Origin of the sequence: Pseudooceanicola antarcticus, from assembly GCF_900215355.1 — a bacterium.
GTDB lineage: Bacteria > Pseudomonadota > Alphaproteobacteria > Rhodobacterales > Rhodobacteraceae > Pseudooceanicola > Pseudooceanicola antarcticus.
The window spans coordinates 324,419-338,477 of the sequence record NZ_OBEA01000002.1 but is presented as its reverse complement, the minus strand read 5'-3'; the positions used below and the strand labels follow the sequence as shown (position 1 = coordinate 338,477).

Here is a 14,059-nt window from a genome sequence, read left to right as displayed (position 1 = left end):
GATGAGCCTCACCGGAAACTGGTCCTACCCCACCGCGATCCGCTTCGGCGCCGGTCGCATCGCAGAGATCGCCGAGGCCTGCGCGGCCGCCGGCATCCGCAAGCCGCTGCTGGTCACCGACCGTGGCCTGGCCGAGATGGAAATCACCCAGAAGACCCTCGACCTGATGGTCGCGGGTGGCCTGGGCCGCGCCATGTTCTCGGGCGTGGATGCGAACCCCACCGAGAAGAACCTGGAAGAAGGCCTGAAGGTCTACCGCGAGGGCGGCCATGACGGCGTGATCGCCTTCGGCGGCGGCTCGGGCCTCGACCTGGGCAAGATGGTGGCCTTCATGGCCGGCCAGACCCGCCCGGTCTGGGACTTCGAGGACATCGGCGACTGGTGGACCCGCGCCGACCCGGCGGGCATCGCGCCCATCGTGGCCGTGCCGACCACCGCCGGCACCGGCTCGGAGGTGGGGCGTGCCAGCGTCATCACCAATTCCGAAACCCACGTGAAGAAGATCATCTTCCACCCGAAGGTCCTGCCCTCGGTCGTCATCTGCGACCCCGAGCTGACCGTCGGCATGCCGGGCTTCATCACCGCCGGCACCGGGCTTGATGCCTTCGCGCATTGCGTCGAGGCCTTCTCCTCGCCCCACTACCACCCGATGTCCCAGGGCATCGCGCTGGAGGGCATGCGGCTGGTGGTCGACTACCTGCCCCGCGCCTTCGAGGACGGCACCGATATCGAGGCGCGCGCGCAGATGATGTCGGCCGCGATGATGGGTGCCACCGCCTTCCAGAAAGGCCTGGGCGCGATCCATGCGATCAGCCACCCCGTGGGGGCAATCTTCAACACCCACCACGGCACCACCAACGCCGTCTGCATGCCCGCTGTGCTGCAGCTGAACGCCGACAAGATCCGCACCCGCTTCGACGAGGCCACCCCCTACCTCGGTGTCGAGGGCGGCTTCGACGGCTTCTGCGACTACGTGCAGAAGCTGAACGACCGCCTGGGCATCCCGCGCAAGCTGTCGGACCTCGGGGTCACCGAGAACCGCGTCGACGATATCGTCGCCATGGCCCTGCAGGACCCCTCCTGCGGCGGCAACCCGGTGGCGCTGACCACCGAGAACCTGACCCCCGTGGTCAAGGCCTGCCTCTGACGGCGCCTGGCCGAGGGTCCTGCCAGACCCGGACATGATCCGCCGAGAACGCCCGCCCCAACCGGCGGGCGTTTTCATGTCTGCCGCTCCGCGCTAGGCTGGGCCGGTTCCCATGCGACGACCTACCGGAGGGCCCATGCGCCTCTTGCCCATTCTCGCCGCCACGCTGGCGCTGCTGCTGGCGGCCTGCACCAGCGTCACCTCGACCGTCGAGGGCTATTCGACCATCCCCGAAGGGATCGCTCCGAAGACCGTGCATATCGCGCCGGGCGAGGGCATGAGCGGCGAAAGCCTGGCCTGGCAAAGCAATGCCCAGGCGCTGGCAGCCCAGCTGGCCAGGCGCGGCTATACCTCGGTCGCGCGGGGCGAGGCGCGGCTGCTGGCAAGGTTCTCCTACAGCACCGCCGCGCCCGAGACGGAACGCTACCCGGTGCGTGTGCCGGTACGCGGGATCACCGGCTACGAGACGCAGGAGACCTCTCCGGGGGTTTTCCGCACCGTGCCGATCCGTGGCATCATCGGCTACCGCACCAGATACGAGACCCGCGTGGTCTATCCGCGCCAGCTGCGCATCACCATGCGCGACGCCCGGAGCGGCGCCCCGGTCTTCGAGACCAGCGCCCTGAGCCGCGACACCTGCGACCAGACCCCCAGGGTCATCGCCCTGATGCTGGGCGCAGCGCTGAAGTCCTTCCCCAAGGCACAGAGCGGCCGTGTCACCCTGAGCGAAGACCAGAGCTGCTGAAGCGCGTCGGGGCCGGCGGGGTCCCATGCGACGGGACCAGAACAGGAAAGGGCCCGAGCGATCTCTCGCCGGGCCCTTCGCATCTGTGATGCCTGCCGGGTTACTCGGGCTTGGCCGCGGCCTCCAGCGCATCGAGCCGCGCCTTCAGTGCCTCGTTTTCCTCGCGCGCCTTCTGGGCCATGGCCCGCACGGCGTCGAACTCTTCACGGGTGACGAAATCACGGTCGGCCAGCCAGCGGTCCACCATGGAGTTGAAGGCGGTTTCGGCCTCGTCCTTGGCGCCCTGGGCGACACCCATGGCATTGGTCATCAGCTGCGACATGTCGTCGAAGAACTTGGAGCGTGTCTGCATGGGTCTCTCGCATGTAAGTGTTACCTTGCCCCGTAATATGGGGCTCTATGGGCCCGGCCTCAACCCGCCATGGCGCCTTGCCGCCGCTTGACAGTCATTCCCACGTACAGGCAGATAGCCCCAATGCGCGCCGTGATCCCCTTCCCCGACATTTCACCCGAGATCCTCTCGTTCCAGCTCTTCGGCATGGAGTTCGCCCTGCGCTGGTATGCCATGGCCTATCTGGTCGGCATCCTGCTGGGCTACCTTCTGGCCCGCGCCGCGCTTGGCCGGGCCCGGCTCTGGCCCGCGGCCTCGGCACCGATGCGGCGCGAGCAGCTGGATGACCTGCTGACCTGGCTGATCCTCGGCGTGATCATCGGCGGCAGGCTGGGCTTCGTTCTGTTCTACCAGCCCGCCTACTACCTCTCGCATCCGGCAGAGATCCTGCAGGTCTGGCAGGGCGGCATGGCCTTCCACGGCGGTTTCCTGGGCGTCTGTATCGCGGCGCTGGTCTTCTGCCGCCGCAATGCCATCCCCCTGGGCCAGACCGCCGACATGCTGGCCCTGGCCACGCCGCCGGGCCTGATGCTGGGACGGCTGGCGAATTTCATCAACGCCGAGCTCTGGGGCCGGCCCTCTGACGCGCCCTGGGCCGTCGTATTCCCCGGCGCGGCGGCGCAGAACTGCCCCGGCGTCGAGGGGCTTTGCGCCCGTCACCCCTCGCAGCTCTACGAGGCGGGGCTCGAGGGGCTTCTGCTGGGCCTGCTGCTGATCGTGCTGGCCTTCGGCACCCGCACCCTGCGCAGCCCCTGGCGGCTGACCGGGATCTTCGTGGCAGGCTACGGCCTGGCGCGCTTCACGGTGGAGTTCTTCCGCCTGGCCGATGCGCAGTTCATCACCCCCGGCAACCCCCATGGCCACGTGCTGCGCCTGACCGAGACCCTGGGCCTGACCATGGGCCAGCTGCTGTCGCTGCCGATGGTGATCATCGGCCTGGCGCTGGTGGCCCTGAGCTTCCGCACGCGGGCCCCCGCATGAGCGCGCTTCGGGACAAGCTGCTGGTGCAGATCGCCGACCAGGGCCCCATGGGCATCGACGCCTACATGCGGGCCTGCCTGCTGGACCCCGAGCACGGCTACTACACCACCCGCGCCTCCATCGGCGCGGAGGGGGATTTCACCACCGCACCCGAGATCAGCCAGATGTTCGGAGAGCTCATGGGGCTCGCGCTGGCGCAGACCTGGATGGACCAGGGCGCGCCCTCGACCTTCCTGCTGGCCGAGCTGGGGCCGGGCCGGGGCACGCTGATGGCCGATATCCTGCGCGCCACGCGACATGTGCCGGGCTTCCACCAGTCCATGCGCCTGCTGCTGGTCGAGGCCTCACCACGGCTGCGCGAGATCCAGCGCGCCGCCCTGCCCGAGGTCGACCTGGGCTGGCGAGAGGACCTTTCGGCGCTGCCGCAGCATCCGCTCTTCCTGGTCGCCAACGAGTTCTTCGACGCCCTGCCGATCCGCCAGTTCCGCCGGGCCGAGGGCGAGACCTGGCAGGAGCGCCAGGTCGAGGCCAGCCCCGAGGGGCTGCGCGCCGGCTTCGGCCCCGCGCGTTCGATGCCGGTGCTGGACTACCGGCTGGGCGACACCAATCCCGGCGATATCGTCGAGCTCTCGCCCGAGGCGCAGGGCTGGGCGAAGGCCATCGGCACCCATGTGGCGCGTCACGGCGGCGCGGCACTGCTGGTGGACTACGGCGGCTGGCGCTCGCTTGGCGACACCTTGCAGGCGCTTTACCAGAAAGCCCCCGCCGACCCCTTCCAGCATCCCGGAGAGGCCGATCTGACCGCCCATGTGGATTTCGCCGAACTGGCCCGCGCCGCCATGCCGGCACTTGCCACGCGGCTGGAAACCCAGGGCGTCTTTCTCGAGAAGCTGGGGATCACCGCACGTGCCCAGGCTCTCGCCAAGGGGCTGAGCGGCGCCGCGCTCGACGCCCACGTCAAGGCGCATCGCCGCTTGACCCACCCCGAGGAAATGGGGACGCTCTTCAAGATTCTCGCGCTGACGCCACCGGGGCAACGGCCTCCGCCCGGACTGGAGCCGGGAGTCACGTTCTGAAATCAATCGCTTGCAGGCAGAATGCCGCAGGCCCCACTTGCCCGGCAGCTGCAGACGGATCATGACGCTCGAAATCATCACTTCCCGCGCCCTCGCCCCCCTGCGCCACGGGTTCTTCACCCGCAAGGGAGGCGCCTCCTCGGGCATTTTTGCCGGGCTGAACTGCGGCACAGGCTCGTCCGATCAGGCCGAGATCGTGGCGATCAACCGCGCCCGCGTCGCCGCCGCGATGGAGGTCTCTCCCGCCGGGATGGCCTCGGTCCGGCAGGTGCATTCCGCCCGCGCGGTGCCCCTCTCTGCCCCGCTGGCCCCCGCGCCCGAGGCCGATGGCATGGCCACGGCGACCCCCGGCGTGGTGCTCTCGGTGCTGACCGCCGATTGCCAGCCGGTGCTCTTTGCCGATGCCGAGGCGGGTGTCATCGGTGCCGCCCATGCGGGCTGGCGCGGCGCCCGCGAGGGGGTGCTGGAAGCCACGCTCGACTGCATGGTGGATCTCGGCGCGCGGCGCGATCAGATCCGTGCCGTCATCGGCCCGACGATCAGTCAGCGCGCCTATGAAGTGGGGCCCGAGTTCCTCGAGGACTTCCTCGACGAGGACCCCCAGAACGCCCGTTTCTTCGTCAATGGAGAGGGTGACCGCTTTCACTTCGACCTGCCCTCCTACGGGCTGCACCGCCTGCGTGAAGCCGGCGTGGCCGAAGCCGAGTGGACCCGGCATTGCACCTATGCCGATCCCGATCGCTTCTTCTCTTACCGCCGCACGACCCATGCCGGCGAAGCCGACTACGGTCGCCTGATCGCGACGATCCGCCTCTAGAGCGCCTCTGCTGTCCAGACGGACAGATTCCACAAATATGTCATATTTCACCCTAACCTCGCCCCATTGCCGGGTCATGGTTAACGAAAGAAGACATTTGCCGGGCTTTCCGGCGTGGTAGAAGAGGTAACCAGTGATGAGTGTCAAGGACAAGCGCTGGATGAAATCCGCGATCGAGGCCGCCAAGAAGGCCGGTGAGAAGCCCATGCCCGGCACTGCCAGCCGTGGCCCCGTGGCACGTCTGCGCATCGCGGCCACCCGCAAGGCCAGCTCTGCCGCCTGAGCGGCCCGGCACCTGAGCGGTGCCGCTTCCCATGGAACGCAATCGGCCCTCGCCTTGGCGGGGGCCGTTTCACGTTCGGTGCCTGTCGATGATCGGCCCCGAAAGGCCCCTGATCAGGCGTCGCGGCTGAGGCGCTCTTCCAGCACCTCGAAGGGCACGCCGGGCTGATCCTTGGCACAGCGGATCACCAGCGAGGTCTTCACGCTGGCGACATTCTCGGCCGAGGTCAGGTCGCCGGTCAGGAAGCTCTGGAAGGTCGAGAGATCGGGCGCCACGCACTTCAGGATGAAGTCCACCTCACCGTTCAGCATGTGGCATTCGCGGACCAGCGGCCAGTCGCGGCAGCGGGTCTCGAAGGCGACCAGGTCCGACTCGGCCTGGCTCTGCAGCCCGACCATGGCAAAGACCTGCACCTCGAAGCCCAGCTCTCGGCTGTCGACCTCGGCGTGGTAGCCGCGGATGAAGCCCTGCTCTTCCAGCGTGCGCACCCGCCGCAGGCAGGGCGGCGCCGAGATGCCGACGCGCTTGGCCAGCTCAACGTTGGTCATGCGGCCATCGGCCTGAAGCTCGGCCAGGATCTTTCTGTCGATGGGGTCCAGTCTGCTGCCAGGCATGTCATTCTCCGGAAAATTGCACTTCTTATACCATACCCCGAAGGTTGCGCAATAAAGTTTCCCTGAGGCGCAATATATGGTCGCTACAGCCGCCAGTTTTGTTTCTTTCTCGGGAGAATGCCCCGGCGGCGGGCCCTCTGAGCTCGCCTTGCAAGGGCCGGGGCCGCAGCTTAAGTAGGCAAGAGTTTTCTTTCCGGGGGATGCCGAGAATGTCCGAGACGCGCAAGACCAAGGTTCTGATCATCGGCTCCGGCCCGGCGGGTTATACCGCCGGCGTTTACGCGAGCCGCGCCATGCTGGAGCCGATCCTGGTCCAGGGGATCGAGCCGGGCGGTCAGCTGACCACCACGACCGAGGTCGAGAACTGGCCCGGTCACACCGAGATCCAGGGCCCCGACCTGATGGTCAACATGGAGGCCCACGCCCGCGCCATGGGCACCGAGATCGTCAGCGACATCATCACCGACCTCGACCTCAGCAAGCGTCCCTTCGTCGCCAAGGGTGACAGCGGCACCGAATATGTTGCCGATGCGGTGATCCTGGCCACCGGCGCCCGCGCCAAGTGGCTGGGCCTGGAAAGCGAAGAGGCCTTCAAGGGCTTCGGCGTCTCGGCCTGCGCCACCTGCGACGGCTTCTTCTACCGCGGCCAGGAGATCGTGGTGATCGGCGGCGGCAATACCGCCGTGGAAGAGGCGCTCTTCCTCACCAACTTCGCCTCGAAGGTCACGCTGATCCACCGCCGCGACGAGCTGCGCGCCGAGAAGATCCTGATCGACCGGCTGATGAAGAACCCCAAGATCGAGCCGCTCTGGCATCACGTCCTCGAGGAGGTCGTGGGCGAGGACAACCCGAAGGGTGTCGAAGCCGTGCGGGTGAAGCACGTCGAGACCGGCGAGATCACCGAGATCCCCGCCAAGGGCGTCTTCGTCGCCATCGGCCATGCGCCCGCCTCCGAGCTGGTCAAGGATCAGCTGGAGCTGCACAACGGCGGCTACGTCAAGGTCGAGCCGGGCACGGCCCGCACCTCGATCCCCGGTGTCTTCGCCGCGGGCGACCTGACCGACCACGTCTACCGCCAGGCCGTGACCTCGGCGGGCATGGGCTGCATGGCCGCGCTCGACGCCGAGCGCTTCATTGCCGAGAACGAGTGATCCGATGAGCCACGATTTCGCCACCCAGAAGACCGAGACCCGTGCGGTCTACGAAGAGATGCAGGCCGAACACGGCCTGCCCGAGGTGGCGGACGTGGATTATTTCCTCGTCCCCACCTCCGAAGAGGCCGACTGGCGCCCCTTGGCCGAGGCCCTGACCCTTCAGGGCTTCGACTGCCAGTTCATCGACGACGATGAAGAGGCAGAGCTCCCCTACCTGGTCGCCACCCTGCCCGACCAGGCGATCTCGGCAGAGGGCATCTGGATCGGTGAGGAAACCGCGACCCGCACCGCGCTGGAGCACGGTTTCGCCCCGGACGGCTGGGGCCTGGAAGGCTAGGTTCCTGGCCGAAACGGCGGGGCCCGCGCCAGCGCCCGACCGGCTTCATCCCGAATCCCCTTGGACAACCTGCAATGCCGGGCAGAGCTTTCTGCCCGGCATTTCACCGTGCGGCTCAACCCAGCAGGGAATGCTACCAGTACGCCATACCGCACTGAGGAAGTCGCGCGCGATTTCAGGGGCTTTGCAGCAACAAATCACCTGCCTCAGCCGTATTCAGCCATCAAGACAATACCCCACCGTATATGCTCTGACCGCATAGGTTTCCGGGACGGGACGCCGGAAGCGCGACGATTGTAAGGGGGGACCCATGATTAGATTTAAAAGTGCCTTTTCCATTCTGACACTCGCACTTCTGGTGCCGGGGATAGCGATTGCATCCACGCCGAGAGAACCAGATTCATGTGCTGGCCGGACCAACACCTGGACCGTCGACCAATCTACGGGTGCCAGCTATGACGCCACTTTCTACTCACCCGGTGGTGAGAGCATTCTCATCGAGATCGACCATCCGGAGAATATCGGCGACCTCGAAATCTACGTCTCGGCTGACAAGTCCGACCCCGCCCCCCTGTGTTCGGGCGCAAGCTGTGATGGCGCCCGCGCTGAATTCGTTTCAGACAAATTCTCGCTCTGGTTTCGCACCAAGGGCGCGCGCGCGACGGCCGACGACGCTTTCACGGTAACCTTCAGCTGCGCCGCAACGCCCGTGATCGACGACGAGGCGCAGGCCAGCTCCAGCGCCCTTTCGGGCTGGAGCAGCGATATCTCCAGCGCGGTCGGCAATGCGGGCACCGGCAGTGGCCCCACTGCCGACGGCTTCTTCTTCAGCACGCCGGTCGACGAGGCCACGGATGGCGCGCCGCGGGCCTGGGCCCAGATCTCTGGTCACAACTACAACGGGGCCCTCGACGGCAGCGGCGTCGAGCTGACCCTCGGTGTGGACATGGAGATCTCTCCCCAGGCGCGGGCAGGTCTGCTGCTTTCCATCGGCAAGAACGACTTCGAGGGCGCCGATACCATCAGCTACGAGACGGTCACGCTGGGTGCCTACCTGAACGCGGACCTGAAAGGCGGAGATTTCTCGGCCTGGGCCGCTTTCGCCAAGCCGGATGTGACCGTGAACGGGGTCAGCCATGTGGCAACCCGCAAGGGCCTGGGCCTGCGCTACTCGCTCGGCAAGGAGTTGGGGGCCATCTACCTGACGGGCTTCGGCAGCCTGGATGCGGCCAGCGAGACCCATCCCGACTTCACCAACACCCGCACCAGGGGCAGCTTTGGCGCCAAGGCGACCTGGAACCACGGCTCTGACCTGGAGCCCTGGGTGAGCCTGGCGGTGGACGCGCAGAAGATCGACAGCGACGGCATCTCCAGCAGCTTCGTGAAGCCCAGCCTCGGGGCCGGGCTGAGCTACCGGGGGGCGAACCACAGGCTCTCGTTGCGGATCGACTACAGCTACCTGACCGCGGACACGACGGACACCGCCCTGTCCCTGCGCTACTCGCGCTCGTTCTGAGGCAGGCGCCACGCTGAAACCAAAGCGGCCTGCCAGAGAACCGGCAGGCCGCTTTTCGTTGCATCCGGAAGGCCGAGAGGCCTGCGGGACCTCAGTGCACCGTCACCGGTGCCAGGTCGTTCTCGCGCGCCAGGATGAAGGCGGTCTGGCGGTCCTCGACGAGGGCCAGGCGCTCTCCGTCCGAGTTGTGCACGGCGAAGAGGGTCTCTACCCCCTCGACCTGCTCGCGCAGCTCGTCGGGCAGTTCGCGGGCCTCGACGGGACGCACGTAGACGATCTTCTCGGCCACGTGGCCGCCCGCGGGATGGTCGAAATCAAACTTGTCGTTCATGGTACTAGCCCTTCCCTTTGCTTCAGCTGCTGCGGATGTTGATCCGCTGGACGACCCGCTCGGGCTCGGCGCGGGTCAGATCCACGTGCAGCAATCCATTCTCCATCACCGCCTCGCCGACCTCGACGCCCTCGGCCAGCACGAAACTGCGCTGGAACTGGCGGGTGGCGATACCGCGATGCAGGAAGATACGCCCTTCGGCGTCGTCCCCCTGGCGGCCACGAATGACCAGCTGGCGGTCCTCCAGCGTGATCGCCAGGTCTTCTTCCATGAAGCCCGCGACAGCGAGAGTTATGCGATAGGAGTGATCGGAGGTCTGTTCGATATTGAAGGGCGGATAGCCCTCGTTGCCGGATTTGGCGCTCCGTTCCAGCAGCCGTTCCAGCTGCTCGAATCCGAGAAGATAGGGGTGCGACCCCAGGGTCAGCTTGCTCATTTCCATGCGTCCTTGGCAAAAGCGACGTCGAAGTGGCCCTCCCGGTACGGCAAGGGCCCTCCCCGTCAATATGGGGAGCCGGAAGAGGGGCTGCAAGGCTTTTGCGAATTGTCCGCTTTGGGGTATCCTGCGGGCCAACAGTCCCTTTTAGCGAGTCCCGCCATGAATGCCCTCACCGACCTCTCCATGAAGACCGACGAGGTTCTGCGGGTGGAGCTGGAGCATTTCCGCGCCGAACACCGCGATCTCGACGAGGCAATCCGCGCGCTGGAAGAGAAGGCGACCTCGGACCGGCTGACCATCCAGCGGCTGAAGAAGAAGAAACTGGCGCTGAAGGACCGAATCGCGCTGATCGAGGACCGTCTGACCCCCGACATCATCGCCTGACCCGCCGGGGCCCCGCAGCCCTGCGGGCCTCGCCACCAGGCCCGGTCCGTTCCGAGCATGAAAAAGGCGCCCTGCGGCGCCTTTCTGTCTCGTCTCGTCCGTCTCGGGCGCTCAGCCCTTCGGCTTGACCAGGTTCACATGGCCCATCTTGCGGCCCTCGCGGGTCTCGGCCTTGCCGTAGAGATGTAGCGCCGCGCCGGGGCGGGCCGCCAGCTCGGGCACCCGGTCCATGTCGTCACCGATGAGGTTCTCCATCACCACGTCCGCATGGCGCTGCCCGTCCCCGAGCGGCCAGCCGGCCACGGCGCGGATGTGCTGCTCGAACTGGTCGACGGCACAGCCGTTCTGGGTCCAGTGGCCCGAGTTATGCACCCTGGGCGCGATCTCGTTGACGATCGGCCCCTGGGGTGTGACGAAAAGCTCCACCCCCATGACACCCACGTAGTCCAGCGCATTGAGGATGCGCGCCGCCAGCAGGATCGCATCGGTGCGCAGGCTGGCGGGGACCGAGGCGGGCACGGTTGTGGTGCGCAGGATACCCGCGCTGTGGACATTCTCGCCGGGGTCGAAACAGGCCACGGCGCCGTCCAGGGCCCGCGCCCCGATGATCGAGATCTCGGCGGTGAAATCCACGAACCCCTCAAGCACGGCCGGTGCGCCATTGAGCTCTGCCAGCGCCTCGGCGGCCTCGGAGGGATCCGAGATCCGCACCTGGCCCTTGCCGTCGTAGCCGAAGCGGCGGGTCTTCAGGATCGCGGGGGTGCCGAAGCGTTCCAGCGCCGACTCGAGCGAGGCGAGATCGGTTATATCGGCATAGGGCGCGGTTTTCAGGCCCAGCTCCGACAGGTAGTCCTTCTCGGTCAGCCGGTCCTGGCTGACCCGCAGGGCCTCGCGGCCCGGGCGGATCGGGCGCAGCGCCTCGATCACGTCCAGCGCCGAGGTCGGGATGTTCTCGAATTCGTAGGTCACCACGTCGACCGAGCCGGCGAAGGCGCGCAGGGCGGCCTCGTCCTCGTAGGGGGCGGTGGTCAGCGCATCGCAGACCTGGCCGGCGGGCGGATTGGCGGCGGGCTCGTAGACATGGGTCTTCAGACCCAGCCGAGAGGCCGCGACCGCCAGCATGCGGCCCAGCTGGCCGCCGCCCAGGATGCCGATGGTGGAACCGGTGGGAAGCATGTCAGTCATCGGCGGGCTCATCGGGAATGGAGGCCGAGAGCGCCTCGCGCCAGGCATCGAGACGGGCAGCGAGATCGGCATCGGCATTGGCCAGGATACCGGCGGCCATCAGGCCCGCATTGGCGGCACCGGCGGCACCGATGGCCATGGTGGCGACCGGGAAGCCCTTGGGCATCTGGACGATGGAGTAAAGGCTGTCGACCCCCGACAGCGCCCGCGTCTGCACCGGCACGCCGATCACCGGCACGCGCGTCTTGGACGCCATCATCCCCGGCAGATGCGCCGCACCACCGGCGCCCGCGATGATCACCTGCAGGCCCCGGCCCGCGGCTTCCTTGCCGTAGGTCCAAAGCCTGTCCGGAGTCCGGTGCGCCGAGACGATCTTCGTCTCATAGGCCACGCCCAGCTCGTCCAGGATCAAAGCTGCCTCTTTCATGGTGGGCCAGTCCGACTGGCTCCCCATGATGATACCGACCTTGATTGCGCTCATCTGCCTGCCTCCAAAGGGGTCCGGAATTGCGACTTATAGAGGATTTGCCACAGGGGGCAATCGGGGCAAGCCAGCAAAGCCGCAAAGCGCGGCCCAAAGCGCCAACTCGGCATCAGCCGGCAACGTGCGGCCCCCGTGGCGCAACCACCGACAGGCCGAAATCGCGCCCGCCCGCAGGGGCGCCCGACTTTGCCCAAGGGCGCTCGGGCCCGCCGATGCCAGGCGCGACACCGCCCCGCAGGGCCCCTCTTGCACGCATCACCAGGCTGAGAATACTCGCGGGGGTGAGGCGCAGCCGAGGGGGCGGCAGCCCCCTGCCCGCTCAGCCCAGCACCACCCCGGCCAGCTCGGGTCCGAGCCAGGCCAGCCGCCCGGCGGCGAAGGTCGCGGCCACCCGCCCCGTGGCCGGGTCCAGCACCACCAGGTCGGCGCGCTTGCCCGCACGCAGCTCTCCGCGATCCGTCAGACCCAGCATCGCCGCAGGCCCCGAGGACACCAGCGCCCAGGCGCGCTCCATCCCGATCTCCGCGGCCAATTTCAACGCCGCCTGGCGCGGCGCCGGGTAGTGGTAATCCGAGGCCAGCGCGGTGCAGAGCCCCCGCCCCACAAGCTCCGCCGCCGAGACCTTCCCGGCATGGGAGCCACCGCGCACCACGTTGGGCGCGCCCAGAACCACCGGCTCGTCACGCCTGCGGGCCTCTTCCGCGGCCTCCAGCGTTTCGGGGAATTCCGACACGGTCGCGCCGAGGGCGCTCCAATGGGCGCGCTCGGCCGCGCCCTGGTCATCGTGACTGCCAAAAAGCACATGCGGATGCGCCGCGATGAAGTCACGGGCCGGGCCGGGGGTGTCATAGGTCGCGGCGTGAAGCGCCTGCAGAAGCGCCAGATGCGCCTCGGGGCTGCGGCCCGACTTCAGCGCCTGCCCCGTCAGGCGCGGTGGCCGCTTGCCCTTCAGCAGCGCCGCATGGGGCAGATGGTCGTTGAGAACCACATAGCGGATGTCGTGCCGGCGGATCAGCGCGGCCGCGCGGGGGAAGTGCTCGGCCATCCCCAGCTCGAGCCGCAGTTGCAGCCGCAGATCGACGGGCTGGCCGGGGGCAAGCCGCGCATGGGCCGCGAACATGGCCTCGGCGAAATCCGGGCCACGCATGCCGCCTTCCCAGGAAAAGAACTGCGCCAGCAGCGCCGTGGTGATGCCGTTCACCGCCAGCTCGGCCGCCGCCATGGCCAGACCGTCCTCCAGGCTCGACAGGGCGCCGCGCCGGGGCGCGAGATGGCGCTCGAAGCCGTCGCCATGGACATCGACGATCCCCGGCAGCAGCCAATAGCCCGTGAGGTCCAGCACGCGGCCAGAGGTCTCGTCGGTCAGCAGCCCGTCCGCCAGGCCAAGGGGCGCCTCGGACCAGCCTTCGGGACGCAGGGCGCGGGCGCCGACAAGGGTCAGGTGCATCAGCGGATCTCCAGCAGCTCACGCAGGGCCGCGCCCCAGCTCAGCTCCGCGCGGAAGCTGCCCTGCTCCAGGAAGGCCAGGGTCTGGGCGATGACCAGCGGGTCGTTCATCATGAAGGTATGGGTCACCGGCAGCGTGATCTGCGCCGCCTGCCCCGCGACCCCGGTCGAGGCGACCGAGACCTTGCCGTCATCCTCGCCCTCGATCAGCGCCGAGAACAGGGGGTTCAGGCTCTGGCTGCCCGCGATCACGCCCAGGGGAAAGCGCACGGGCGGCAGTCGCCCCGGCAGGCCCCCGGTGCCGAGCTGCAGCCCCGCCGGGCCGTTGATCGCCCGGAAGAGATCCAGCCCGCCGAAGGTGTCGACGATCTCGGAGCCCTGGTTCGGCGGTCCCAGCATCACCGCACGGTCGATCCGCGTCAGGCGGGCGGGATCGGCGGCCAGGAAGGCGCGCAGCAGGATACCGCCCATGGAATGGGTGACCACATCGGCCGGGCCCTCGCAGCGGGCGAAGGCCTCGGGCAGCCAGGTCTCGGCAAGCTTTTCGACCTCGGCACTCGTCGAAGGGTAGTTCACCGTCTCGACCTGGTAGCCGCGCGATTGCAGCGCCTCGGTCATCACGGTGAAGGAGGCCCCGGAGCGGCCCAGCCCGTGGATCAGCACCACGCAGTCCGCCGCCGCCACGGGGCGTGACAGCAGGGCAAAACAGAGAAGGAGCACGGGGCGAAG

At 67.8% G+C, this 14,059-nt stretch carries 18 protein-coding genes; 10 read left to right on the top strand and 8 right to left on the bottom strand.

What is annotated here, in order from left to right; genetic code table 11:
• The first annotated feature begins 1 nt into the window (after position 1).
• A complete protein-coding gene (locus CRO50_RS06260; protein WP_097145026.1) occupies positions 2-1,147 on the top strand; it encodes an iron-containing alcohol dehydrogenase in 1,146 nt (381 codons plus the stop codon).
• A gap of 136 nt (positions 1,148-1,283) precedes the next feature.
• Complete coding sequence (locus CRO50_RS06255) at positions 1,284-1,892, top strand: DUF4136 domain-containing protein (protein WP_157791733.1); 609 nt, start codon at positions 1,284-1,286, stop codon at positions 1,890-1,892.
• Between the two features lie 100 nt (positions 1,893-1,992).
• Here CRO50_RS06255 and CRO50_RS06250 read toward each other — a convergent pair whose 3' ends face one another.
• The gene (locus CRO50_RS06250) at positions 1,993-2,244 is read right to left on the bottom strand and encodes an accessory factor UbiK family protein (protein WP_097145024.1); all 252 of its coding nucleotides are present in this window, start codon (positions 2,242-2,244) and stop codon (positions 1,993-1,995) included.
• Positions 2,245-2,367: 123 nt separating this feature from the next.
• Between CRO50_RS06250 and lgt the strand changes: the two genes are divergently transcribed.
• From lgt to CRO50_RS20080, 4 genes are all read left to right on the top strand, one after another.
• A complete protein-coding gene (gene lgt, locus CRO50_RS06245) occupies positions 2,368-3,264 on the top strand; it encodes a prolipoprotein diacylglyceryl transferase (RefSeq protein WP_097145023.1) in 897 nt (298 codons plus the stop codon).
• The gene (locus tag CRO50_RS06240) at positions 3,261-4,340 is read left to right on the top strand and encodes a class I SAM-dependent methyltransferase (protein ID WP_097145022.1); all 1,080 of its coding nucleotides are present in this window, start codon (positions 3,261-3,263) and stop codon (positions 4,338-4,340) included. The genes lgt and CRO50_RS06240 overlap by 4 nt, the downstream gene beginning before the upstream one ends.
• A gap of 61 nt (positions 4,341-4,401) precedes the next feature.
• Positions 4,402-5,157 carry a peptidoglycan editing factor PgeF gene (gene pgeF / locus CRO50_RS06235; protein WP_097145021.1) on the top strand — a complete coding sequence of 252 codons (756 nt, stop codon included), beginning with the start codon at positions 4,402-4,404 and terminating at the stop codon, positions 5,155-5,157.
• A 136-nt stretch (positions 5,158-5,293) separates the two neighbouring features.
• Entirely contained in the window at positions 5,294-5,440 is a 147-nt protein-coding gene (locus tag CRO50_RS20080) for a hypothetical protein (protein ID WP_157791734.1), read from the top strand.
• 113 nt (positions 5,441-5,553) lie between these two features.
• Here CRO50_RS20080 and CRO50_RS06230 read toward each other — a convergent pair whose 3' ends face one another.
• Positions 5,554-6,054: an Lrp/AsnC family transcriptional regulator gene (locus CRO50_RS06230; RefSeq protein ID WP_097145020.1), complete on the bottom strand. Its 501-nt coding sequence runs from the start codon at positions 6,052-6,054 to the stop codon at positions 5,554-5,556.
• Between the two features lie 209 nt (positions 6,055-6,263).
• Between CRO50_RS06230 and trxB the strand changes: the two genes are divergently transcribed.
• From trxB to CRO50_RS06215, 3 genes are all read left to right on the top strand, one after another.
• Positions 6,264-7,205, top strand: coding sequence for a thioredoxin-disulfide reductase (gene trxB / locus CRO50_RS06225; RefSeq protein WP_097145019.1), 942 nt, complete (start codon positions 6,264-6,266; stop codon positions 7,203-7,205).
• A 4-nt stretch (positions 7,206-7,209) separates the two neighbouring features.
• A complete protein-coding gene (locus tag CRO50_RS06220) occupies positions 7,210-7,545 on the top strand; it encodes a ribonuclease E inhibitor RraB (RefSeq protein WP_097145018.1) in 336 nt (111 codons plus the stop codon).
• 310 nt (positions 7,546-7,855) lie between these two features.
• A complete protein-coding gene (locus CRO50_RS06215) occupies positions 7,856-9,061 on the top strand; it encodes an autotransporter outer membrane beta-barrel domain-containing protein (protein ID WP_143516863.1) in 1,206 nt (401 codons plus the stop codon).
• Between the two features lie 91 nt (positions 9,062-9,152).
• On the opposite strand, the gene CRO50_RS06210 is transcribed toward CRO50_RS06215, so the two are convergent.
• Together CRO50_RS06210 and CRO50_RS06205 are read right to left on the bottom strand one after the other, a co-directional pair.
• Positions 9,153-9,392: a DUF1150 family protein gene (locus CRO50_RS06210; protein ID WP_097145016.1), complete on the bottom strand. Its 240-nt coding sequence runs from the start codon at positions 9,390-9,392 to the stop codon at positions 9,153-9,155.
• A 22-nt stretch (positions 9,393-9,414) separates the two neighbouring features.
• Positions 9,415-9,828 carry an Hsp20 family protein gene (locus CRO50_RS06205; RefSeq protein WP_097145015.1) on the bottom strand — a complete coding sequence of 138 codons (414 nt, stop codon included), beginning with the start codon at positions 9,826-9,828 and terminating at the stop codon, positions 9,415-9,417.
• A 162-nt stretch (positions 9,829-9,990) separates the two neighbouring features.
• Here CRO50_RS06205 and CRO50_RS06200 point away from each other — a divergent pair, with 162 nt between their 5' ends.
• The gene (locus CRO50_RS06200) at positions 9,991-10,215 is read left to right on the top strand and encodes a YdcH family protein (protein WP_097145014.1); all 225 of its coding nucleotides are present in this window, start codon (positions 9,991-9,993) and stop codon (positions 10,213-10,215) included.
• A 111-nt stretch (positions 10,216-10,326) separates the two neighbouring features.
• Here the strand turns inward: CRO50_RS06200 and CRO50_RS06195 are convergent, their stop codons facing one another.
• The 4 genes from CRO50_RS06195 to CRO50_RS06180 form a co-directional block, all read right to left on the bottom strand.
• Positions 10,327-11,400: a 5-(carboxyamino)imidazole ribonucleotide synthase gene (locus CRO50_RS06195; protein ID WP_097145013.1), complete on the bottom strand. Its 1,074-nt coding sequence runs from the start codon at positions 11,398-11,400 to the stop codon at positions 10,327-10,329.
• Positions 11,393-11,881: a 5-(carboxyamino)imidazole ribonucleotide mutase gene (gene purE / locus CRO50_RS06190; RefSeq protein WP_097145012.1), complete on the bottom strand. Its 489-nt coding sequence runs from the start codon at positions 11,879-11,881 to the stop codon at positions 11,393-11,395. The genes CRO50_RS06195 and purE overlap by 8 nt, the downstream gene beginning before the upstream one ends.
• 322 nt (positions 11,882-12,203) lie before the next feature.
• Positions 12,204-13,331 (bottom strand): alpha-D-ribose 1-methylphosphonate 5-triphosphate diphosphatase, encoded by a 1,128-nt coding sequence (locus CRO50_RS06185; protein ID WP_097145011.1) that lies wholly within the window; start codon positions 13,329-13,331, stop codon positions 12,204-12,206.
• Positions 13,331-14,050, bottom strand: coding sequence for an esterase/lipase family protein (locus CRO50_RS06180; RefSeq protein ID WP_332835697.1), 720 nt, complete (start codon positions 14,048-14,050; stop codon positions 13,331-13,333). Before CRO50_RS06180 ends, CRO50_RS06185 begins: the two co-directional genes overlap by 1 nt.
• Between the last annotated feature and the right edge of the window lie 9 nt (positions 14,051-14,059).